This window comes from Burkholderia lata, from assembly GCF_000012945.1.
GTDB lineage: Bacteria > Pseudomonadota > Gammaproteobacteria > Burkholderiales > Burkholderiaceae > Burkholderia > Burkholderia lata.
This window is the reverse complement of sequence record NC_007510.1, coordinates 3,093,205-3,114,376: the sequence shown is the minus strand read 5'-3', so window position 1 is coordinate 3,114,376 and position 21,172 is coordinate 3,093,205. Positions and strand designations below refer to the sequence as shown.

Sequence of the window (21,172 nt, the reverse complement as noted above, 5' to 3'; positions counted from 1 at the left end):
CAACCGTCCGCACATCCCCCTCAATCCTGAGCGTAGATGTTCGAGTCCTTCGTCTCCTTGACGAACAGCAGCCCGATCACGAACGTGGCCAGCGCGATCACGATCGGATACCAGAGGCCCGAGTAGATGTCGCCCTTCGCCGCGACGATCGCGAACGCGGTGGCCGGCAGGAAGCCGCCGAACCAGCCGTTGCCGATGTGATAGGGCAGCGACATCGACGTGTAGCGGATCCGCGTCGGGAACATCTCGACCAGCATCGCCGCGATCGGGCCGTAGACCATCGTCACGTAGATCACGAGGATCGTCAGGATCACGATCGTCATCGGCCAGTTGAGCTGCGCCGGGTCCGCCTTCGCCGGGTAGCCGGCCGCCTTCAGCGTCGACGCGAGCGTCTTGTCGAACGCCGCACCCTGCGCCTTCGCGTCGGCCGCCTTGCCTTCATAGGCGGGGACCACCGTGTCGCCGACCTTGATCTGGGCTGTCGCGCCAGCCGGTGCCGCGACGTTCTCGTAGTTCAGGCCGGCCTTCGCGAGCGCGCTCTTCGCGACGTCGCACGAGTTCGTGAACTTCGACGTGCCCACCGGGTTGAACTGGAACGAGCAGGCGGCCGGATCGGCGATGACCGTGATCGGCGCCTTCTGCGTCGCGAGTTCGAGCTGCGGGTTCGCGTAGTGCGTGAGCGCCTTGAACAGCGGGAAGTAGGTCAGCGCCGCGATCAGGCAGCCCGCGAGGATGATCGGCTTGCGGCCGATCTTGTCCGACAGCGACCCGAAGAACAGGAAGAACGGCGTGCCGATCAGGAGCGCGATCGCGATCAGGATGTTCGCGCTTGCCCCGTCCACCTTCAGCGTCTGCGTGAGGAAGAACAGCGCGTAGAACTGGCCCGTGTACCACACGACAGCCTGGCCGGCGGTTAGGCCGACGAGCGCGAGGATCACGATCTTCAGGTTCTTCCACTGGCCGAACGCTTCGGTCAGCGGCGCCTTCGACGTCTTGCCTTCCGCCTTGATGCGCAGGAACACCGGCGATTCGTTCAGTTGCATCCGGATCCATACCGACACCGCGAGCAGCAGGATCGACGCGACGAACGGCACGCGCCAGCCCCAGTTGCCGAACGCTTCCTCGCCGATGAGCGTGCGGATGCCGAGGATCACGAGCAGCGACAGGAACAGGCCGAGCGTGGCGGTCGTCTGGATCCACGCGGTGTAGAAGCCGCGACGGTTGGCCGGCGCATGCTCGGCGACGTAGGTCGCCGCGCCGCCGTACTCGCCGCCGAGCGCGAGGCCCTGCAACAGCCGCATCGCGATGAAGATCACGGGCGCGGCGATGCCGATCGATGCGTAGCCGGGCAGGAAGCCGACCACGAACGTCGAGAGGCCCATGATCACGATCGTTACGAGGAACGTGTGCTTGCGTCCGACGAGGTCGCCGAGCCGGCCGAACACGATCGCGCCGAACGGCCGCACCGCGAAGCCGGCCGCGAAGCCGAGCAGCGTGAAGATGAAGGCGGCAGTTGGATTGACACCGGAGAAGAAACTCTTGCTGATGTAGGCCGCGAGCGAGCCGGCCAGGTAAAAGTCGTACCACTCGAACACGGTGCCGAGCGACGACGCGAAGATCACCTTCTTCTCTTCGCCCGTCATCGGCGCGTGCGAAATTTGCCCGCCTAACGTTGCCATGAGTCGTCTCCAAGTCCCTTGATATAGATGTGCGGCCGCCTTGGGTGAGCGGGCCTGTCGAGGATTATTGGTACGGAAACTTACGGCCGACTGACTCGCGCGTGCAAAACGACTGCAGGTTAACCCGCGCTGAATCGGTTGTTTTGTGTGCCTATCGTGCTGCGAAGTGCTTTTAACGTCCGGCAAATTGCCGATTTCGGCGCAATCTCGTCGTGCCGCGGTGGTGCGCGTCAGGGTTAATCCGGGGCCGCTTCGGTCAGCGGCAGGCTGACACGCACGAGCGTGCCGGCGAGGCGCGGTGCGTGCTGGTAGACGTGATCGTCGAGCATCAGCGTGCCGCCGTGCTGCGTGGCGATCTCGCGCACGATCGCGAGCCCGAGGCCGCTGCCGTCGCCTTCGCGGCCGAGGATCCGGTAGAAGCGCTCGACGACGCGCTCGCGTTCGGCGGCCGGGATGCCCGGCCCCGTGTCCTCGACCTCGAGATGCACGCGCCGTGCCGCGGGCTCGGCGCGCACGCGCACCGTGATGCGGCCGCCGTCCGGCGTATAGCGGATCGCGTTGTCGATCAGGTTGCCGAGCATCTCGCGCAGCATCACCGGATTGCCGTCGACGTCGAGCGGCGTATCGTCCGGCGGGCCTTCGTAGCCGAGATCCATCCGTTTCGCGAGCGCGGCCTGCACCCAGTCGCGCACCGCGCGTCGCGCGAGCGCGGCGATCTCGACCGGCTCGAACGTCAGCCCGCTCGCACGGTTCTCGGCGCGCGCGAGTGCGAGCAGTTGCGTGACAAGCCGCGCGGCCTGCTCGGAGCTCGTCGCGATCTGCTCGAGCGAGCGCTGCACGTCGGGCGGGACGGGGTGGCGCAGCGCGAACTCGGCCTGCGTGCGCAGGCCCGCGAGCGGCGTCTTCATCTGATGGGCGGCGTCGGCGATGAAGCGCTTCTGCAGCGCCATGTTCTGTTCGAGACGGGCGAGCAGGTCGTTGAACGACGTGACGAGCGGCTCGATCTCGGGCGGCGCGCGCTGCGCCTCGACCGGCGACAGGTCGTCGGGCCGCCGCGCGCGGATGTGCGCCTGCAGCGCGTTGAGCGGCGCGAGCCCGCGCGACAGCCCGAACCAGACCAGCAGGATCGCGAGCGGCAGGATCACGAACTGCGGCAGGATCACGCCCTTGATGATGTCGTTCGCGAGCGCGTTGCGCTTGTCCAGCGTTTCGCCGACCTGCACGAGCACGGGCTGCGGGCTGCCCGATTGCGGCAGCGCGACCGTCGTATACGCGACGCGCACGTCGTTGCCGCGCAGCAGGTCGTCGCGAAACATCACGACGCCTGGCGGCGGGCGGTCCTCGTCGCGCGGCAGCGGCATGTCGGCTTCGCCCGCGACCAGCTCGCCGCGCGTGCCGAGTACCTGGAAGTAAACACTGTCGACGTTGTCCGCGCGCAGGAAGTCACGGGTCTGCTCCGGCAGCGTCAGCTCGGCGACACCGTTCACCGGGTGAATCTGGCGGGCGAGCACATAGGCGTTGGTTTCGAGCGCGCGATCGAACGGGCCGTTCGCGATCGTCTTTGCGACCAGATAGGTGACGGCGATGCTCATCGGCCACAGCAGCAGCAGCGGGGCGAGCATCCAGTCGAGGATCTCGCCGAACAGCGAGCGCGGGCGCGGTGCCTCGGGCGCATCGGTTTCGTCGGGCGGCGCGAACGGGTTCTCGTAGCGCGCGTCGCGCGCCTCGTCGGCGGCCGACGACGGCGCGCCGGTCGGGTGGCGGGGATGGGCCGGCGTGGCCATCGCGGCGACGCCCGGGTTCAGCGCAGCGGCGTGCCGGCCACCGCGGGCTGGGGCGCGGCCGTGTCGGCCGGCGCGGCGGGCGCGACCTTCTCGAGGCAATAGCCGAGGCCGCGCACGGTCGAGATCCGTACACCGCTGGGTTCGATCTTCTTGCGCAGCCGGTGCACGTAGACTTCGATCGCGTTGTTGCTGACTTCCTCGCCCCATTCGCAGAGATGGTCGACGAGCTGCTCCTTCGACACGAGCCGGCCGATCCGCTGCAGTAGCACCTCGAGCAGGCCGAGCTCGCGCGCGGAGAGGTCGAGCACGTGATCGTTCGCATACGCGATCCGGCCGACCTGGTCGAACGCGAGCGAGCCGTGGCGCACGACGGTCGGGCCGCCGCCCGCGCCGCGCCGGGTCAGCGCGCGCACGCGCGCTTCGAGCTCGTTGAGCGCGAACGGCTTGGCCATGTAGTCGTCGGCGCCGAGGTCGAGCCCCTTCACGCGCTCGTCGACGCTGTCGGCGGCCGTCAGGATCAGCACGGGGAGGTTGGAATTGCGGGCGCGCAGGCGCTTGAGCACGTCGAGCCCTGGCATTTTCGGGAGCCCGAGATCGAGGATCAGCAGGTCGAATGTCTGCATCGACAACGCGGTATCGGCGTCGACACCGGTCTTCACGTGGTCGACTGCATAGCCCGATTGGCGGAGTGACCGGGTGAGGCCGTCCGCGAGTATGCTGTCGTCTTCCGCGATGAGAATTCGCATGGTGCTGACCGATGGCCGGCAGGGCGTTTGCGCCGGCCGGCTGTCTCCGAAGTTATTCGTGTACAACGTAGCCTGCATTGCGGGCTTGCACAAAACACTGTTTTTTTATACAGTGTCTGCATTCGTGGGCGGCGCTTGAAAGCGGGCGCGCCTCTAACAGACGCTGCTCATCATAGCAAAGGACGATTCATGGAAGATAGCAAGAAGGGCTCCGGGATGACCGCCGAGAAGAGCAAGGCGCTGGCCGCCGCGCTTGCCCAGATCGAAAAGCAGTTCGGCAAGGGCTCGATCATGCGCATGGGCGACGGCGAGGCGACCGAGAACATCCAGGTCGTGTCCACGGGCTCGCTCGGTCTCGATATCGCGCTCGGCGTCGGCGGCCTGCCGCGCGGCCGGGTGGTCGAAATCTACGGTCCGGAATCGTCCGGTAAAACCACGCTCACGCTGCAGGTCATTGCCGAACTGCAGAAGATCGGCGGCACCGCAGCGTTCATCGACGCCGAGCACGCGCTCGACGTTCAATATGCAGCGAAGCTCGGCGTGAACGTGCCGGAGCTGCTGATCTCGCAGCCGGACACCGGCGAGCAGGCGCTTGAAATCACCGACGCGCTGGTGCGCTCGGGCTCGATCGACATGATCGTCATCGACTCGGTCGCGGCGCTCGTGCCGAAGGCCGAAATCGAAGGCGAGATGGGCGATTCGTTGCCGGGCCTGCAGGCCCGCCTGATGTCGCAGGCGCTGCGCAAGCTGACCGGCACGATCAAGCGCACGAACTGCCTGGTGATCTTCATCAACCAGATCCGGATGAAGATCGGCGTGATGTTCGGCAACCCGGAAACCACGACGGGCGGTAACGCGCTGAAGTTCTACTCGTCGGTGCGTCTCGACATTCGCCGGATCGGCTCGATCAAGAAGAACGACGAGGTGATCGGCAACGAAACCCGCGTGAAGGTCGTCAAGAACAAGGTGTCGCCGCCGTTCCGCGAAGCGATCTTCGACATCCTGTATGGCGAAGGCATTTCGCGTCAGGGCGAGATCATCGATCTCGGCGTGCAGGCGAAGATCGTCGACAAGGCGGGCGCTTGGTACAGCTACAACGGCGAGAAGATCGGCCAGGGCAAGGACAACGCGCGTGAATTCTTGCGCGAGAATCCGGAAATCGCACGCGAGATCGAGAACCGCATTCGCGAATCGCTTGGCGTGGTCGCCATGCCTGATGGTGCAGGCCAGGACGAAGCCGAGGCGATGGACGAAGAAGAGTGATGGTCGGGCGCCGAGGTCAGGCTGGCGAGCCGGAGGAGAGCGACACGCCCGAAACGGCGGGCCGCTCCGGCCGGCGAACCGGATCCTCGAGCGCCGATCGGCGGGGCGCGGGCAGCAATGCCGCGAACCGCACCGCGACGAGGGCATCCGACGATGCCCTCGTTTCGTTTGAGATTGCCGCACCGGACAATCCGTTCGACGACGATGAATCGTTCGACGCGCACGACCGCTCCCGCCGTCGTGTTTCCGGTGTCAGCTTCCCGGGCGATCGCGCAGCCGATGCATCGGCGCCGGCGAGGGAAGATGTCTATACGCGCAGCAGCCAGCATCCACGCCGCACACGTCGCGCGTCGGGTGCTTCTTCCAGTGCTTCGTCAGGTGACGCTCCGGGCGGTACCGAGCGCAAGTCGTCGAAGCCTCAGCGATCGTTGAAAGGCCGCGCGCTCGGCTATCTGTCCAGGCGCGAATACAGCCGCACCGAACTCGCGCGCAAGCTCGCGCCTTACGTCGGCGAAGACGAATCCGTCGACCCCGTGCTCGATGCGCTGGAACAGGAAGGCTGGCTATCCGATGCGCGCTTTGCGGAGAGTCTCGTGCATCGTCGCGCGTCGCGTGTGGGCGTCGCGCGCATCGTCAGCGAGCTGAAGCGTCATGCGGTGGGCGACACGCTCGTCGAGGAAGTGAATACCCAGCTCCGCGAGACCGAATGGGCGCGTGCGCAAGCGGTCTGGCGCAAGAAATTCGGTGCACTGCCGCAAACGCCGGCCGAGCGTGCGAAGCAGGCACGCTTTCTCGCCGCACGCGGCTTCTCGAGTGCGACCATCGTGAAGTTGCTGAAGGTCGGCGACGATTTCCTGATCGACGACTGACCGCACCGATCGCGCGCGTGGCGCGCGATTTTGCTGCAATGCAACCACTTCCGGACAGGCGGGAATACCCGCCGTCGCGTCAAACTGTCTCAAATACCCAATATGCTAAAATCCATGGGTTTTCCTCTTCGGCCTCAACCTCCAGCATGCCGCTATCCGAGCCCGTGCCCCGTCAGTTGCGACATCAACGCGCAATCCGAGCGGAAGCGTACGAGCGCGGCGACGGCTTGTGGGACATCGAAGCCTGCCTGACCGACCACAAGCCGCGCGATGTCGCGCTTGCGTCGGGCATCCGGCCCCAGGGCCTGCCGATCCACGAACTCTGGCTGCGCGTGACTATCGATCGTGACCTCAATGTCGTCGACGCCGAAGCGTCTTCGGAATGGGTTCCCTATCCCGGTCACTGTCAATCCGCCTCTCCCGCCTATCGGGCCCTTATCGGGCTCAATCTCTTCCGCAATTTCCGCCGCAACGCGAACCGGCTGCTCGCCGGCGTCGCAGGCTGCTCCCATCTCACCGAACTGTGCGCCGTGCTGCCGACGGCAGCGATCCAGGCGTTCGCCGGTGATGTGTGGAACGTGCGCGAGGAGGGGGGCGAAGGGCCGGATCATGGCGGCGTGCACGACGAAGCGCCTTTCCAGCTCGGCCGCTGCCGGGCGTTGCGGTTCGACGGCGAGGTCGTGCGGCAGTACTACCCGCGCTGGTATGGCGCGAGCCGGCCGGACGTGCCCGGTGAAGGCAGCACGAAGGAATGAACGGAAATCATTCGAAGAAGCGTCTAAAGCGACTTTTCATTCAACTCTCAGACTGAAGGGAATCACGCATGAAGATTCACGAGTACCAGGGTAAGGAAATCCTGCGGAAATTCGGAGTCGCGGTACCGCGCGGCAAGCCGGCGTTCTCGGTTGACGAGGCCGTCAAGGTGGCAGAAGAGCTCGGCGGCCCGGTATGGGTCGTGAAGGCTCAGATTCACGCAGGTGGCCGTGGCAAGGGCGGCGGCGTGAAGGTGGCGAAGTCGATCGAGCAGGTTCGCGAATACGCGAACCAGATCCTCGGCATGCAGCTCGTCACGCACCAGACCGGTCCGGAAGGCCAGAAGGTCAACCGTCTGATGGTCGAAGAAGGCGCCGACATCAAGCAGGAACTGTATGTCAGCCTCGTCGTCGATCGCGTGACGCAAAAGATCGTTCTGATGGGTTCGAGCGAAGGCGGCATGGACATCGAAGAAGTTGCCGAAAAGCACCCGGAACTGATCCACAAGGTCATCGTCGAGCCGTCGACGGGCCTGCTGGACGCGCAAGCCGACGACCTCGCCGCGAAGATCGGCGTGCCGGCCGCTTCGATTCCGCAAGCACGCGCAATCCTGCAAGGCCTGTACAAGGCATTCTGGGAAACCGACGCATCGCTGGCTGAAATCAACCCGCTGAACGTCTCCAGCGACGGCAAGGTCATCGCACTCGACGCGAAGTTCAACTTCGACTCGAACGCGCTGTTCCGCCATCCGGAAATCGTCGCGTACCGCGATCTGGACGAAGAAGATCCGGCTGAAATCGAAGCGTCGAAGTTCGACCTCGCGTACATCTCGCTCGACGGCAACATCGGCTGTCTCGTGAACGGCGCAGGCCTGGCGATGGCGACGATGGACACCATCAAGCTGTTCGGCGGCGAGCCGGCGAACTTCCTGGACGTCGGCGGTGGCGCGACGACCGAGAAGGTCACGGAAGCGTTCAAGCTGATGCTGAAGAACCCGGATCTGAAGGCGATCCTCGTGAACATCTTCGGCGGCATCATGCGCTGCGACGTGATCGCGGAAGGCGTGATCGCCGGTTCGAAGGCCGTGAACCTGAACGTGCCGCTCGTCGTGCGCATGAAGGGCACGAACGAGGACCTCGGCAAAAAGATGCTGGCCGATTCGGGCCTGCCGATCATCTCGGCGGACAGCATGGAAGAAGCTGCCCAGAAGGTCGTCGCGGCTGCCGCAGGCAAGTAAGCGCGCTATTGAACACGCTGGCGGCGCGGTTTGCACGCGACGCCAATCGAACAGAGGTCAAAATACATGTCGATTCTGATCAACAAGGACACGAAGGTCATCACGCAGGGCATTACCGGCAAAACCGGTCAGTTCCATACGCGCGCCTGCCGTGAATACGCAAACGGCCGCGAAGCATTCGTCGCGGGCGTGAACCCGAAGAAGGCCGGCGAAGATTTCGAAGGCATTCCGATCTACGCAAGCGTCAAGGAAGCGAAGGCAGAAACCGGCGCGACCGTGTCGGTCATCTACGTTCCGCCGGCAGGCGCAGCAGCTGCGATCTGGGAAGCGGTCGAAGCCGATCTGGATCTCGCGATCTGTATCACGGAAGGCATCCCCGTCCGCGACATGATCGAAGTGAAGGACCGCATGCGTCGCGAAGGCCGCAAGACGCTGCTGCTCGGGCCGAACTGCCCGGGCACGATCACGCCGGACGAACTGAAGATCGGCATCATGCCGGGCCACATCCACCGCAAGGGCCGCATCGGCGTCGTGTCGCGTTCGGGCACGCTGACGTATGAAGCGGTTGCCCAGCTGACGGCACTCGGCCTCGGCCAGTCGTCGGCAGTCGGTATCGGCGGCGACCCGATCAACGGTCTGAAGCACATCGACGTGATGAAGATGTTCAACGACGATCCGGATACGGACGCAGTCGTGATGATCGGCGAAATCGGCGGTCCGGACGAAGCCAATGCGGCAGAGTGGATCAAGGACAACATGAAGAAGCCGGTCGTCGGCTTCATCGCTGGCGTCACGGCGCCTCCGGGCAAGCGCATGGGCCACGCCGGCGCGCTGATCTCGGGCGGTGCGGATACGGCCGAAGCGAAGCTGGAAATCATGGAAGCGTGCGGCATCACCGTCACGCGCAACCCGTCGGAAATGGGCCGTCTGCTGAAGAAGGCGCTGTAATATTTCCCCTGGGTTCGTCCTGCAGAAAACGCCGGCTTTGCCGGCGTTTTTTGTTATGCTCGCGCAATGAATTCGTAAGCACCGGGCATGCATCGCGCATGTGCCGGCGATGAACCGGGTCGCCCGCGGGCGGCCGCTGTCCTGCCCGTCACGCCATGCTCGAATTCCTGACGTCGCTCCACTGGGGCGCCGTTCTCCAGATCATCATCATCGATATCCTGCTCGGCGGCGACAACGCGGTCGTCATCGCGCTCGCATGCCGCAACCTGCCTGCGAACCAGCGGCTGCGCGGCGTCATCTGGGGTACTGCGGGGGCGATCCTGCTGCGCATCGCGCTGATCACGTTCGCGGTCGCACTGCTCGACGTGCCGTTCCTGAAACTCGGCGGCGGTCTGCTGCTGCTGTGGATCGGCATCAAGCTGATGGCGCCGGCCGGCGATGCGCACGACGACATCAAGCCGGCCAGCCAGCTGTGGGACGCCGTGAAGACGATCGTGATCGCCGATGCGGTGATGAGCCTCGACAATGTGATCGCGATCGCGGGCGCGGCCGAACAGGCCGACCCGTCGCACCGGATCGCGCTCGTGATCTTCGGGCTCGTCGTCAGCGTGCCGATCATCGTGTGGGGCAGCACGCTGGTGCTGAAGCTGCTCGACCGTTTCCCGGTCGTCGTGGCGTTCGGCGCCGGGCTGCTCGGCTGGATCGCGGGCGGGCTGATCGTGAATGACCCGGTCGGCGACCGCTGGCCGGTGCTCGATACGCCGGAGGTCCTCTACGGCGCGAGCATCGCGGGCGCGCTGTTCGTCGTGGCGATCGGTTACACGCTCAGGAAGCGCCGCGACGTACCGCACGCGCACTGACACTGGCCGTCCGGCCGACTGCCGGATTCACGGCCCGCTGGCTACGATCGAGACGCCTGCCTTTACCGGCAGGCGTTTTTCGTTTCCGGAGCCTGCCATGTTCGAAGCTTTTTCCGTTTCCCTGTTCCGTCGCGTGGCCGCCGATCTGCGGCGCGCGAACCGGCCGTCGCCGCGCTGGCGGCCGGCCGGCTTTACGCTGATCGAACTGATGATCGTGCTGGCGATCGTCGGTGTGATCGCGGCGTATGCGATACCCGCTTACCAGGATTACCTTGCGCGCTCGCGCGTCGGCGAGGGCCTTGCGCTCGCGTCGTCCGCGCGGCTCGCCGTCGCCGACAACGCCTCGAGCGGCGCGAGCCTCGACGGCGGCTACAGCCCGCCTGCCGCGACCCGCAACGTCGAATCGGTAGCGATCGACGGCGAGACCGGCCAGATTACGGTCGCATTCACCACGCGCGTCACCGCGGCCGGCGCCAATACGCTGGTGCTCGTGCCGTCCGCGCCCGACAAGGCCGATGCGCCCACCGCCCGCGTGCCGCTCAAAAAGGGCGCGATGCAAGCCGGTGCGATCGCGTGGGAGTGCTTTGCGGCCGGCAAGGATGCATCGTCGCTGCCGGCACCGGGAGCCGGGCCATTGCCGGGTGACGCCGCGACGTTGCCAGCGAAATATGCACCGGCGGAGTGCCGCGCGTAGTGCCGGTGGCGGAGCAGGGCTGCGCGGGCGGCATGCCGCCCGCCGCTTCATCCGGTCGTGACGGCCGCTCCGCGTCGGGTCGCGGCGCGAAGGCCCCGCACAGAGGAGGGAAAGTTTTGTATAGTGCGCCGGTTGCTGACATCCGGTTCGCTCATGCCTTCTACTTTTTCCCGTTCGTTGCCGCTCGTTGCGCTGGCTGTCGCCCTGATCGTGCCGTACGCGATCACGAATCACACGTATCCGATCCCGACTTTCTATTCCGAGTTTTCCGCGCTGGTGCTGTATCTGCTGGTGGGGGTGTCCGTCGTGCTGCTCGCGCGTACGGGCCGCCCGGCCGAGCCGTTTGCCGCGCCGGCCGCGTTCGTCGCGCCGCTCGGGTTCGCCGTGGTGCTCATCGCGCAGGTCGCGCTGATCCCGCTCAAGGTGCCGTCGATGAACTGGCTGGCGGTCGGCTATCTCGCCGCCGCGCTGGTCGCGATGCAGGCCGGCTATACGCTCGCGCGCGACGGGCTGGCCGAGGCCGTGTCGCGGATGATGGCCGGCGCGCTGCTTATCGGCGGCGTGTTCGCGGTCGGAACGCAAATCGTGCAGTTGTTCCACCTCGAGTCGGCGCTGTCGCCGTTCGTCGTGATGTACAACGTCGCGGTCGATCGCCGGCCGTACGGCAACATGGCGCAGGCGAACCATCTGGCCAGCTACATTGCATTCGCGCTCGCGGGCGCGCTGTATCTCGTGCAGACGCGCCGGCTCGCGGTGTGGGCGTGGCTCGTGCTGTCGATCGTGCTGTCGGTCGGCCTTGCGCTGACGGTGTCGCGCGGGCCGTGGCTGCAGGTCGCGGTGATGGTCGTCGCGGGTTTCTGGATGGCGTGGCTCGAATCGCGCCGCGCGCCGGGCAATGCGCGCGCGTGGGCGATCCCGGTCGTGCTTGCGGTGGCGTTCATCGCGGTGAACGTCGCGGTGCGCTGGGCGAACGTCCACTACCACCTGGGTCTCGCGGAATCCGCGGCTGACCGGATGCGTGACGCGGGGCAGATCGCGCCGCGCCTCGCGCTGTGGAAGTACGGGCTCGCGATGTTCCGCGAGCATCCGCTGCTCGGTGTCGGCTGGGGCGAGTTCCCGTCGCACCAGTTCGCGCTCGTGCGCTCGCTCGGCGGCGTCGAGATCGCGAACAACTCGCATGACATCTTCATCGACCTGCTCGCGAAGTCCGGCCTTGTCGGCCTCGGCGTGCTCGTCGTCGCGCTCGTGACGTGGTTCGTGCGTGCAGTGCGCGCGCCGCAGTCGAGCATGCGCGTGTTCGGCTTCGCGCTGATCGGCATCCTGCTGATGCACGCGCTGGTCGAGTATCCGCAGCAGTACATGTTCTTCCTGTTGCCGGCGATGTTCGTGATCGGGCTGCTCGAGGTGAAGCCGCTGCGCATCCTGCCGGGGCGTGCGGCATTCGGGCTGTTCGCGGTGCTGTCGGTCGGCGGCGTGCTGGCGGCGGTGCCGGTGTTGCGCGACTACCAGCGCGCGGAAGTGCTGTACTACGGCAGCGATCCGGCCGCGCAATACCGCGATGCGCCGTCGCTGCTGTTCGGCGCGTGGGGTGAATACGGCGCGGCCACGCTGCTCCCGATTTCGGCGGATGACCTGCCGGCCAAGCTCGCTGCGCATGAGCGTGCGATCGCGCTGCTGCCCGGCGAGACGGTGCTGCGCCGGTATGCGGTGCTGCAGGCGCTGGCCGGCCGCGAGGCCGACGCGCTCGACACCGTCGCGCACCTGCATGTGTTTGCGAAGGAGTTGAAGGACTGGCCGCAGCAATTGGCGGCGCTGTACAAGCTGTGCGACCAGCAGCCGGCGCTGAAGCCGTTCAAGGCGGCAGTCGTCGCGAAGTACGGCGAAGTGCCGGCCGATGCGGCCGACGACGAGGACGACGACGATTCGGATTGATGCGTGCAGCGCCTGCCGGAACGGGGAATGCCGGCATGTGCTGCACCGTGAGGAAGCCGTGGTGCGCGTCGGGCGTTAGCGCCCGGCGCGAACCCGGCGAATCCGGCCGCGTATCGATTACCTCGTGGATTGCGGGGATTCCGGCTGAAGGCGCGGCGATTCGCGTCAACCATTGTCAAATCGCCGCCGCTCGACGGGCCACGCGTGCACAATGCGCGAAAGTGCTTGCGAGCCGGCCCGTGTGGGGCGGGGCACGCAGCGAACACAGGCAATACCCCGGCCAACGGGGAAGTCCGCTACGCAGGATCGCGGCCGAGCATCGATCGGCCGTGCGGCCGTAACGGGGCGCCGGTCCGATGGCCGCGGCGCAGTGGGACGCATGCGATGCGGCCGGGCAATGTTTCCCGGCCCGCGGCACGTGCGTCCGGAACAGTATTGAAGAACGATATTCGACCATGGCTATTCGCTCGACCTACCTGATCCTGCCCGCCGTTGCGATGCTGTTTTCCGGCTGCGCGATGCTGTCGTCGTCGCAGGAAAGCAAGCTGACGTGCCACATTCCGCGCGCCGTCTATCCGGATACCGCAAAGCCGCTTACGCGCCCGGCGACCGTGCTCGTGCGCGCGCTGATGACGACATCCGGCGAAGCGCAGAACGTCACCGTGACGACGAGCAGCCGCAATGCGGCGGCCGATCGCGCGGCCATCGAAGCGATGACGCACGCGACCTGCGTGCAGACGGGCGCGACCGCGAACCCGTTCCTGCTGACCCAACCGTTCGTGTTCGAGCCGCAGCGCGGCAACTGACGAACCGGGGGCCTGCGTACGGTGCGGTGCTGCGGCGTCAGGGTCGTGCCGCGGCACGTTGGCTTTGGCGCGTCCTGTAATCTGAATCGGGTGTCGTGAAGCCGTTGGCCTCCTGGTGGATCGAGCAGTCCAATTTTTCTACCGCCGCGCATGGCCGTCGACAGTCAATACGCGCGGCCGTTGCAGCACGCGCGCCCCACGTTCAGTGCTGCGGCATCAGGTTCGCGCCGCGGCAAGCCGGCTCGGCCGCCGTGCTCAGCCCGAGCAGCGTGAACCCGTTGCGCTCCTGGCGAATCAGCGCATAGTGCCGCGCGACCGTTTCCCCGGTGGAGCCCGTCAGATCGAGTTCGACCTGAAAGCGGTCCTTGCTGTCCGAGCAGCCGCGCACCGGGCCGTACGCGAACCCCCGGTCGGCCGCCTTGCTGGCCTTTTCGAATGCCTGCCGGCCTTTCAGCGCGGCCGCTGCGGCGGCGGGCTCGCTCCATTCGCGCGCCAGCGCATCGTCCGCCTTCAGCCATTCGTCGACGAAATCGCGGCCGTTGAGCGCAACGGGCTGTACGCGCTGCACGGTGCCGCCGTCGACGCGATAGCGGAAGACGCCCGGCCGTGTCATCACGTCACTGTCCCTCGAGCCGACTGTCGCGCGCACTTCGAAGCCGTCGGGGCGTACCTTGAACCGGATCGGGTTTTCGTCGAGTACGTAGCTGTTCTCCGAATGGAACACCGTGCGTTGCGCAGCCGAGCCGTTGGCCGGTGCGACCACGTCCGCGGCGAACTGGCTCCAGCGCGACGCGCACCACGGCGTGCCGTGGACGACCGCGACCTGCCCGCCGGGCAGCGCCGAGAACCAGAACCCGCTGCCGTACGCGCCGCCGATGTCCTTGTAGTTGTCGGCCTGCCAGCGCAGCACGCGCCGCCAGGCGCCGTTTTCCCATGCATACGCGGTCAGCAGGTTGTCGTCGCCGCATGCGATGTCGAAGCCGGCGCGCACGAACAGCAACGGGCGGGACGTGCCGCCGCGTTCGACGTCGACGTCCGGATTGCGGCCGAACGCCGATTCGCCGTCTTTCGGCTGGACGGGCCGGGCCGGCACGCCGAGTGCGGCCGCGAGCGTGCGCTTCAGTGCGGCCGGGTCGACTTGCTCGTCGCTGCACGCGAGCCGCGCGTCGATCGTGCCGACGAGCGCCTGCTTGTACGCACGCAGCGCGTCGCGCAGCGGCGGCGGAATGTCGACGCCGCCGCCGTCGCTCGGCGGAATACGGATCTGCTGGACGCGGTGCTGCGCGTCGATGGCCGCGCGCGCGGCGGTGTCGGCGGCGGGGCAGGCGCCGGCGGCCGATGCGATGGACGGCAGCAGGGAAAGCGCGCACAGCAGCGGCGCGCCGATTTTCAGCGTGAGGTTCTTCATTCGTGATGGGTTTTTCTGGTTTTTATCGTTCGAACGGGGCCTCGCTACGGCCGACGATGCCCCGTGAATGGCTGCTGTTGCTGTTGGCGCTTAACCCGCCGTGTCTTCCGCCTTCCAGTCCCCCGACTTCCCGCCGCGCTTCTCGCGCACGCTCACATCGGTGATCACCATCCCGCGATCGACGGCCTTGCACATGTCGTAGACGGTCAGCAGCCCGACCTGCACGGCAGTCAGCGCTTCCATCTCGACGCCGGTGCGGCCGAACGTCTCGACCTGCACGACGCAGTGGACGCCCGGCAGCGCGTCGTCGAGTTCGAAGTCGACGGCCACGCGCGTCAGTGCGAGCGGGTGGCACAGCGGAATCAGGTCGGCCGTGCGCTTGGCGCCCTGGATGGCTGCGATGCGCGCGACGCCGAGCACGTCGCCTTTCTTGGCCTTGCCGTCGCGGATCAGCGCGAACGTAGCCGGCAGCATCCGGATCGTGCCGCGCGCGATCGCGATGCGTTGGGTTTCCTGCTTGCCGCCGACGTCGACCATGTGCGCATGGCCGGAGGCATCGAAATGGGTGAGTCCTGACATGTCATGCTCCAGTGGAACGGTGTGCTCGCGCGAGCACGTCCCGCGATCCTGCTTCGCGATCGGGCAGGGCGCCGTATCCAGTCCCCGCGCCCCGATCCGATCCAACGTTTCAACGGGCGCCTATCATAGCAGTGGCATTCGCGGCGCCGGGTATGCAGATGGCGCGCATCCCGCACGGGACAGTCGCGATGTCGCCGGTACAATGACCCGAATATTCAGACCAAACGCCGCGATGCGCGCCCGGCGCGCGGGACGGCGTCGTTTTCATCCTGCCATGCGTGTCAAACAGTTGCTTGCCGTGTCGCTGTCGGTGGCGCTCGCATTGCCGCCGAGCGGCCATGCGCAGAGTGCGTCCGCGCCGCCGCTCGAATCGGCGGCCGGCGGCGCCCGGTCGATTTCCACGGTGCCGTCCGGCATCGCGGCCGGCGTGTTCGGCACGTACGGCGGGGCGGAGAGCCGGTTTTCGGACACCGGCGGCGCGTCGGCGCCGGCCGCGAGCCTGCGGGCGCCGCTTCGCTCGCTCGAGCTGCCCGACCTGGGCGACGGTTCCGGCGGTTCGCTGACGCCTCAGGCCGAGCGCCGGCTCGGCGAGCGCGTAATGCGCGAAGTGCGGCGCGATCCCGACTATCTCGACGACTGGCTCGTGCGCGACTACCTGAATGCGATGGCGGCGCGGCTCGCGGCCGCGGCGGCCGCGCGCTTCATCGGCGGCTACACGCCGGACTTCGACCTGTTCCCGGTTCGCGATCCGCAGATCAACGCATTCTCGATGCCGGGCGGCTTCATCGGGATCAACAGTGGCCTCGTCGTCACGACACAGACGGAGTCGGAACTCGCATCGGTGGTCGGCCACGAGATGGGGCACGTGCTGCAGCGGCACATCGCGCGGATGATCGGTGCGAACGAGAAAACCGGCTATACGGCGCTCGCGACGATGCTGCTCGGCGTGCTGGCCGGCGTGCTCGCGAGAAGCGGCGACCTCGGGAGTGCGATCGCGGTGGGCGGGCAGGCATATGCGGTGGACAACCAGCTGCGCTTTTCGCGATCGGCCGAGCGCGAGGCCGATCGTGTCGGTTTCCAGTTGCTCGCGGGCGCGGGCTATGACCCGTACGGGATGCCGGGCTTCTTCGAGCGGCTCGACCGCGCGTCGATGGGCGATGCGGGCGTGCCGGCGTACGCGCGCACGCACCCGCTGACCGGCGAGCGGATCGCCGACATGGAGGATCGCGCGCGCCGCGCGCCGTACCGGCAGCCGCGCCAGTCGCCCGAGTACGGTTTCGTGCGCGCGCGGCTGCGCGTCCTGCAGAACCGCGCGCCGACCGACATCGCGGCCGAGGCGCGGCGAATGCAGTTCGAGATCGACGATCGCACCGCGCCGAACGTCGCGGCGAACTGGTACGGCATTGCGCTCGCGGATGCGCTGCTCGGCGAGTATGACGCCGCCGGCAAGGCACTTGCGTCGGCGCGCAGCGCGTTCGACGCGCGCGAGCGGCGCGAGGACGATCCGGCGACGAGTTCGCCGAGCCTCGACGTGCTGGCCGCCGACATCGCGCGCCGCGCGGGTCGGGCCGACGACGCGGTGCGACTTGCGGCGCTCGCGCAGCGCCGCTGGCCGGCATCGCACGCCGCGATCGTCACGCATCTTCAGGCGCTGATCGCGGCGCGCCGTTTCGGTGAAGCGCAGGCGCAGGCCCGCGCGCAGGCGAAGGCCGACCCCGAACAGCCGGACTGGTGGGACTATCTCGCGAAGGCGAGCGACGGCAAGGGCGACCTGCTGGCGCGGCGCCGCGCGCTCGCGGAGAAGCTTGCGCTCGACGGCGCGTGGCCGTCGGCGATTCGCCAACTGAAGGAAGCGCGCGATGCGAAAGACGTGTCGTTCTACGAGCAGTCGATGATCGGTGCTCGGCTGCTGGAATTCGAAGCGCGCTACAAGGAAGAGCGCGAAGACGAGAAGAACGGCCGCGGGTAGCGGCCGGCGCGCGGCAAGCGCGGGCGAGACCGCTGCGGGTCAGTTGCCGCCGTCAGCCGTGTCGCGGGCCTGTTGCGCCGGGCTTGCGACATAGCCGAATCGCGCAGGCACGTCCGCGCAGACGATGCTGCCGAGCGGGAGCGTGCGGCTGTCGCGCCAGCGCAGCACCGGTGGCGCGGCGTCGAAATCCGCGTGATCGGCGAACAGCCCGAGGTCATGGTCATGCAGCGCCGCGATGCGCGGCGCTGCGCCCGCCGCGCGAAACAGCACGCCACCCGCGTCGTCGAGCCAGGCTTCGTCCGGTTCGAACGGCGTGCCGGTCTGGTCGGTGAGCGTGAGCTGTCCGTCGCGCTCGGCGAGCCGGACGACCCACGGCGTGTAGGCGAGCTCGACGTACACGCGCTGCGGCCCGTTCTGGAAGAACCACTGGCCTTGCGCGTCGCATTCATAGTTGCGGCCGATGAACGCGTTCAGCGCCGCATGCCGGATCGGCGAGCCGAGTTCGCCGGCCGCCTGCGCCGCGTCGTCGCGCAGCCGCCATTCGCCGCGCCGATCGAGCAGCAGCCAGCCGGTACAGTGCGGCACGTTCGGCCATTTGGCGAGGGCCTGCCTGACGATGTCATCCATGGTCGACGAATTTGGAGCAATAGCCGAACACCCGCGCCGACAGCCAGTCGAGGCGGCCGGGGAACGGCCCGGTCATGAATCCCGCATGGCCGCCTGCCGCGGGCTGGTCGAGCTCGACGGCCGGCGATACGTCGGCCGGGCCGGGCAGCGCCGATTCGGGCAGGAACGGGTCGTTGCGGGCGTTGAGAATCAGCGTCGGCACGTCGATCGCGGGTAGCAGCGGCCGTGTCGTCGCCTGGGTCCAGTAGTCGTCCGCATCCGCGAAACCGTGCAGCGGCGCGGTCACGATCTCGTCGAAGTCGCGCATCGTCACGGCCTGCAGCATGGCTTCACGGTCGAACAGCCCCGGGTACTGGTCGAGTTTCGCGAGCGCCTTGCGCTTGAGCGTTTTCAGGAAGCTGCGCGTGTAGACCATCGCAAAGCCTTGCGATAGCGCGCGCCCGCCGGCATGCACGTCGATCGGCGTCGAGATCGCGGCGGCGGCCCGCAGGATTGACGTGTCGCTGCGATGCTCGCCGAGCCAACGCAGCAGCACATTGCCGCCGAGCGACACGCCGGCCGCGACGAGCGGCCCGCGATGCTGCGCGGCAAGCCGGCGCAGGATCCAGTCGACTTCGGCGCTGTCGGCGAGATGGTAGAAGCGCGGCTGGCGGTTGATCTCGCCGCTGCAACTGCGGAAGTGCGGCACGACGGCGTGCCAGCCCTTCGCGCGCGCGGCGGCCATCATCGCGAGCGCGTAGTGCGAGCCGGAGCTGCCTTCGAGGCCGTGGAACAGCACGAATAGCGGCGCATCGGGCCGCGGCGCCGCGCTGTCGAGATGCGCGACCCAGTCGAGATCGATGAAGTCGTGGTCGGGGGTTTCCCATCGCTCTCGTCGGTAAGCGACGACGGGACGCCGCGCGAACAGCGCGGGCACGATGGTTTGCGCATGGCTGTTAGGCAGCCAGCGTGGTGCGCGATAGCGCAGAATGTCGTCGTCGGGGGCCGGAGCCCCGGTCAGCGGCGAGGTGGGCGGAGAAGCCGTACTCATGATCGCCCCGCGTATGCGTTGCTTCGTCTTTTCGTCAGTGCAGCGGACCCTGCCCGTGACGGATCTTCGCGGCGAATTGTCCGGCCGCTTGTTCAGGAATCGGGCTCGCGTGAATATGCGCGATGCGCCACTCGCCACGTTCGTGAATCATCACGTACGTCGCGAAAACCATGTCGGGTTCGGCCGTCAGGTCGGCCTGCTGATGTGCTTCGGCGATCGTATAGACGACCGTGCCGAGGCTGTCGTACACGCGGATGTCGAGCGGCTCGATCGTCACGGGGCGCGTGGCCAGCCGGTTGGCGAGCCCGCTGCGGATCTGGTCGAGGCCGTGCAGATGCTCGCCGTCCGCCCATACGCAGCTGGCGAAATCCTCGTCGATCCACAATTCCAGCAGCGCGTCGAGATTGGCATCGGCGACGGCCTGGTAGTAGGCGTTCAGCGTATCGGCGGCGGCTTCGAAGAGGCGGGCAAAACGTGGCATCGGGGTTATCTCTCGCGCGCGTCGCGCGCCGTATTCAGCACGGCGGCCCGCATGGAGCCGCCGTACACCGGTGAATCGGATTGCCCGGCGCGCCGTGCGACGCTGCCGGCCAGGGTCAGCGTTGCCCGACGAGCATGCCGCGCAAATCGCCGAATACCTGCTCGGGACCGAGTTCGCGCAGGCACTTCAGGTGGCCGAGCGGGCACTCGCGTTCGAAGCAGGGACTGCATTCGAGATGAAGCCATTGTACCTTCGCCAGGTCCGACAGCGGAGGGGTGTGGCGCGGATCGGTCGATCCGTACAGCGCGACGAGCGGCCGGCGTAGCGCGGCGGCAACGTGCATCAGCCCCGAATCGTTGGTGACCACCGCGTTCGCGCGCGCGATCAGTGCGCAGGCCTCCGACAGCGACGTCTGCCCGCACAGGTTGCGCACGTTCGGTGCGTGGTCGGCGATCGCCTGCGCAGCCGCGGCATCCTTCTGCGAACCGAGCGCGACGATCTGCGTGTACGGGAACGACTGATGGACGATGGTGGCGAGCGACGCGAAGTGTTCGGGCGGCCAGCGCTTGGCCGGGCCGTATTCCGCGCCGGGGCAGAACACGACGAGCGGCTTGCGTGTATCGAGATTGAAACGCGCGGACACGCGCGCCGTCTCGTTGAGATCGGCGTCGAGGCGCGGCGCGGGCAGCGTCTTCATCGACTCGGGCAGCTTCGCGCCCGGCGCGTACGCGAGCGCCGCGTAGTGCGTCGTCATCGGCGGGCGCTCGCCCGACTTGTCGGGGTTCGCGTGCCGCACGTTCAGCAGCCCGTAGCGGTGCTCGCCCGTGTAGCCGACCCGCAGCGGGATGTTCGCGAGCCACGGGATCACCGCGGATTTCAGCGAATTCGGCAGCACGTACGCCGCGTCGTAGCCGACGTCGCGCAGATCGCTCGCGAGTTGCCAGCGGCGCAGCAACTGCAGCTTGCCGTGCGCGAGATCGGTCGCGTAGACATCGTGGATCTCGGGCATCCGTTCGAGCACGGGCGCGACCCACGAGGGTGCGACGGCATCGATCGCGATGCGGGGATGGTTTTTCTTCAGCAGCGCAAAAAGTGGCTGCGCCATCAATGCGTCACCGATCCAGTTCGGTGCGATAACCAGCGCTCGACGCATCAGGTCGACTTCCGATGTCGTAATGAAGCACGGCGCCCAGGCGCCGCGTTCGGGTTGCCAGAATGGAGAACGGCGGCGCGCCGGCAATCCGGCTGCACCGCCTTGGCGGGTCGGCGGGCCTGCAAACCTGCAGGCCCGGCCGCCGGGGCTCAGTGGCCCTTGACGACCTCGCCGTCACGCAGCTTGTAGCGCGTGCCGCAGTACGGGCAGCGCGCTTCGCCGTGCGAGACGTCGATGAAGACGCGCGGGTGGGCGCTCCAGCGCGCCATGGCCGGGTTCGGGCAGTACGCGGGAAGATCCTTGGCCGTCAGCTCGACCAGCGGCATTTCCTTGATTTCACTCATGAGACTTTCT

Annotated in this window: 20 protein-coding genes; 10 read left to right on the top strand and 10 right to left on the bottom strand. The window is 67.2% G+C overall.

Features of this window, described 5'->3' with window-relative positions; translation table 11 throughout:
- Positions 1-20: 20 nt before the first annotated feature.
- The 3 genes from BCEP18194_RS20095 to BCEP18194_RS20085 all read right to left on the bottom strand — a co-directional run bounded on the left by BCEP18194_RS20095 (position 21) and on the right by BCEP18194_RS20085 (position 4,209).
- Positions 21-1,679 (bottom strand): MFS transporter, encoded by a 1,659-nt coding sequence (locus tag BCEP18194_RS20095; RefSeq protein ID WP_011353089.1) that lies wholly within the window; start codon positions 1,677-1,679, stop codon positions 21-23.
- Positions 1,680-1,915: 236 nt separating this feature from the next.
- Positions 1,916-3,463 carry a sensor histidine kinase gene (locus BCEP18194_RS20090; RefSeq protein WP_011353088.1) on the bottom strand — a complete coding sequence of 516 codons (1,548 nt, stop codon included), beginning with the start codon at positions 3,461-3,463 and terminating at the stop codon, positions 1,916-1,918.
- A 17-nt stretch (positions 3,464-3,480) separates the two neighbouring features.
- Positions 3,481-4,209 (bottom strand): response regulator transcription factor, encoded by a 729-nt coding sequence (locus BCEP18194_RS20085; RefSeq protein WP_041492943.1) that lies wholly within the window; start codon positions 4,207-4,209, stop codon positions 3,481-3,483.
- A gap of 189 nt (positions 4,210-4,398) precedes the next feature.
- Here BCEP18194_RS20085 and recA point away from each other — a divergent pair, with 189 nt between their 5' ends.
- From recA to BCEP18194_RS20040, 9 genes are all read left to right on the top strand, one after another.
- A complete protein-coding gene (gene recA, locus BCEP18194_RS20080; protein ID WP_041492942.1) occupies positions 4,399-5,472 on the top strand; it encodes a recombinase RecA in 1,074 nt (357 codons plus the stop codon).
- Complete coding sequence (gene recX / locus BCEP18194_RS20075) at positions 5,472-6,341, top strand: recombination regulator RecX (protein WP_011353085.1); 870 nt, start codon at positions 5,472-5,474, stop codon at positions 6,339-6,341. The genes recA and recX overlap by 1 nt, the downstream gene beginning before the upstream one ends.
- A gap of 146 nt (positions 6,342-6,487) precedes the next feature.
- The gene (locus tag BCEP18194_RS20070; RefSeq protein ID WP_041492941.1) at positions 6,488-7,096 is read left to right on the top strand and encodes a DUF2889 domain-containing protein; all 609 of its coding nucleotides are present in this window, start codon (positions 6,488-6,490) and stop codon (positions 7,094-7,096) included.
- Between the two features lie 68 nt (positions 7,097-7,164).
- Positions 7,165-8,331 (top strand): ADP-forming succinate--CoA ligase subunit beta, encoded by a 1,167-nt coding sequence (sucC, locus tag BCEP18194_RS20065; protein WP_011353083.1) that lies wholly within the window; start codon positions 7,165-7,167, stop codon positions 8,329-8,331.
- A gap of 66 nt (positions 8,332-8,397) precedes the next feature.
- Positions 8,398-9,279, top strand: a complete 882-nt coding sequence (gene sucD, locus BCEP18194_RS20060; RefSeq protein WP_006477916.1) for a succinate--CoA ligase subunit alpha — start codon at positions 8,398-8,400, stop codon at positions 9,277-9,279.
- Positions 9,280-9,434: 155 nt separating this feature from the next.
- Positions 9,435-10,139, top strand: coding sequence for a TerC family protein (locus BCEP18194_RS20055; protein WP_011353082.1), 705 nt, complete (start codon positions 9,435-9,437; stop codon positions 10,137-10,139).
- A 97-nt stretch (positions 10,140-10,236) separates the two neighbouring features.
- Positions 10,237-10,833 (top strand): pilin, encoded by a 597-nt coding sequence (locus BCEP18194_RS20050; RefSeq protein WP_011353081.1) that lies wholly within the window; start codon positions 10,237-10,239, stop codon positions 10,831-10,833.
- A gap of 153 nt (positions 10,834-10,986) precedes the next feature.
- Positions 10,987-12,765: a PglL family O-oligosaccharyltransferase gene (locus BCEP18194_RS20045; protein WP_011353080.1), complete on the top strand. Its 1,779-nt coding sequence runs from the start codon at positions 10,987-10,989 to the stop codon at positions 12,763-12,765.
- 455 nt (positions 12,766-13,220) lie between these two features.
- Positions 13,221-13,571, top strand: coding sequence for a TonB family protein (locus BCEP18194_RS20040; protein WP_041492940.1), 351 nt, complete (start codon positions 13,221-13,223; stop codon positions 13,569-13,571).
- 202 nt (positions 13,572-13,773) lie between these two features.
- On the opposite strand, the gene BCEP18194_RS20035 is transcribed toward BCEP18194_RS20040, so the two are convergent.
- Complete coding sequence (locus tag BCEP18194_RS20035) at positions 13,774-14,979, bottom strand: hypothetical protein (protein WP_011353078.1); 1,206 nt, start codon at positions 14,977-14,979, stop codon at positions 13,774-13,776.
- 90 nt (positions 14,980-15,069) lie between these two features.
- Entirely contained in the window at positions 15,070-15,558 is a 489-nt protein-coding gene (moaC, locus tag BCEP18194_RS20030) for a cyclic pyranopterin monophosphate synthase MoaC (protein ID WP_011353077.1), read from the bottom strand.
- Between the two features lie 274 nt (positions 15,559-15,832).
- Here moaC and BCEP18194_RS20025 point away from each other — a divergent pair, with 274 nt between their 5' ends.
- Entirely contained in the window at positions 15,833-17,527 is a 1,695-nt protein-coding gene (locus BCEP18194_RS20025; protein ID WP_041492939.1) for a M48 family metalloprotease, read from the top strand.
- A gap of 39 nt (positions 17,528-17,566) precedes the next feature.
- Here the strand turns inward: BCEP18194_RS20025 and BCEP18194_RS20020 are convergent, their stop codons facing one another.
- From BCEP18194_RS20020 to BCEP18194_RS20000, 5 genes are all read right to left on the bottom strand, one after another.
- Positions 17,567-18,154, bottom strand: coding sequence for a DUF2946 family protein (locus BCEP18194_RS20020; protein WP_011353075.1), 588 nt, complete (start codon positions 18,152-18,154; stop codon positions 17,567-17,569).
- A complete protein-coding gene (locus BCEP18194_RS20015; RefSeq protein ID WP_011353074.1) occupies positions 18,147-19,184 on the bottom strand; it encodes a hydrolase in 1,038 nt (345 codons plus the stop codon). Before BCEP18194_RS20015 ends, BCEP18194_RS20020 begins: the two co-directional genes overlap by 8 nt.
- 34 nt (positions 19,185-19,218) lie before the next feature.
- On the bottom strand, positions 19,219-19,665 hold the full coding sequence (locus BCEP18194_RS20010; protein ID WP_011353073.1) for a nuclear transport factor 2 family protein: 447 nt from the start codon (positions 19,663-19,665) through the stop codon (positions 19,219-19,221).
- A gap of 115 nt (positions 19,666-19,780) precedes the next feature.
- Complete coding sequence (gene waaF, locus BCEP18194_RS20005) at positions 19,781-20,818, bottom strand: lipopolysaccharide heptosyltransferase II (RefSeq protein WP_041492938.1); 1,038 nt, start codon at positions 20,816-20,818, stop codon at positions 19,781-19,783.
- Between the two features lie 149 nt (positions 20,819-20,967).
- Positions 20,968-21,162, bottom strand: coding sequence for a zinc-finger domain-containing protein (locus BCEP18194_RS20000; protein WP_006749970.1), 195 nt, complete (start codon positions 21,160-21,162; stop codon positions 20,968-20,970).
- Positions 21,163-21,172 lie beyond the last annotated feature (10 nt).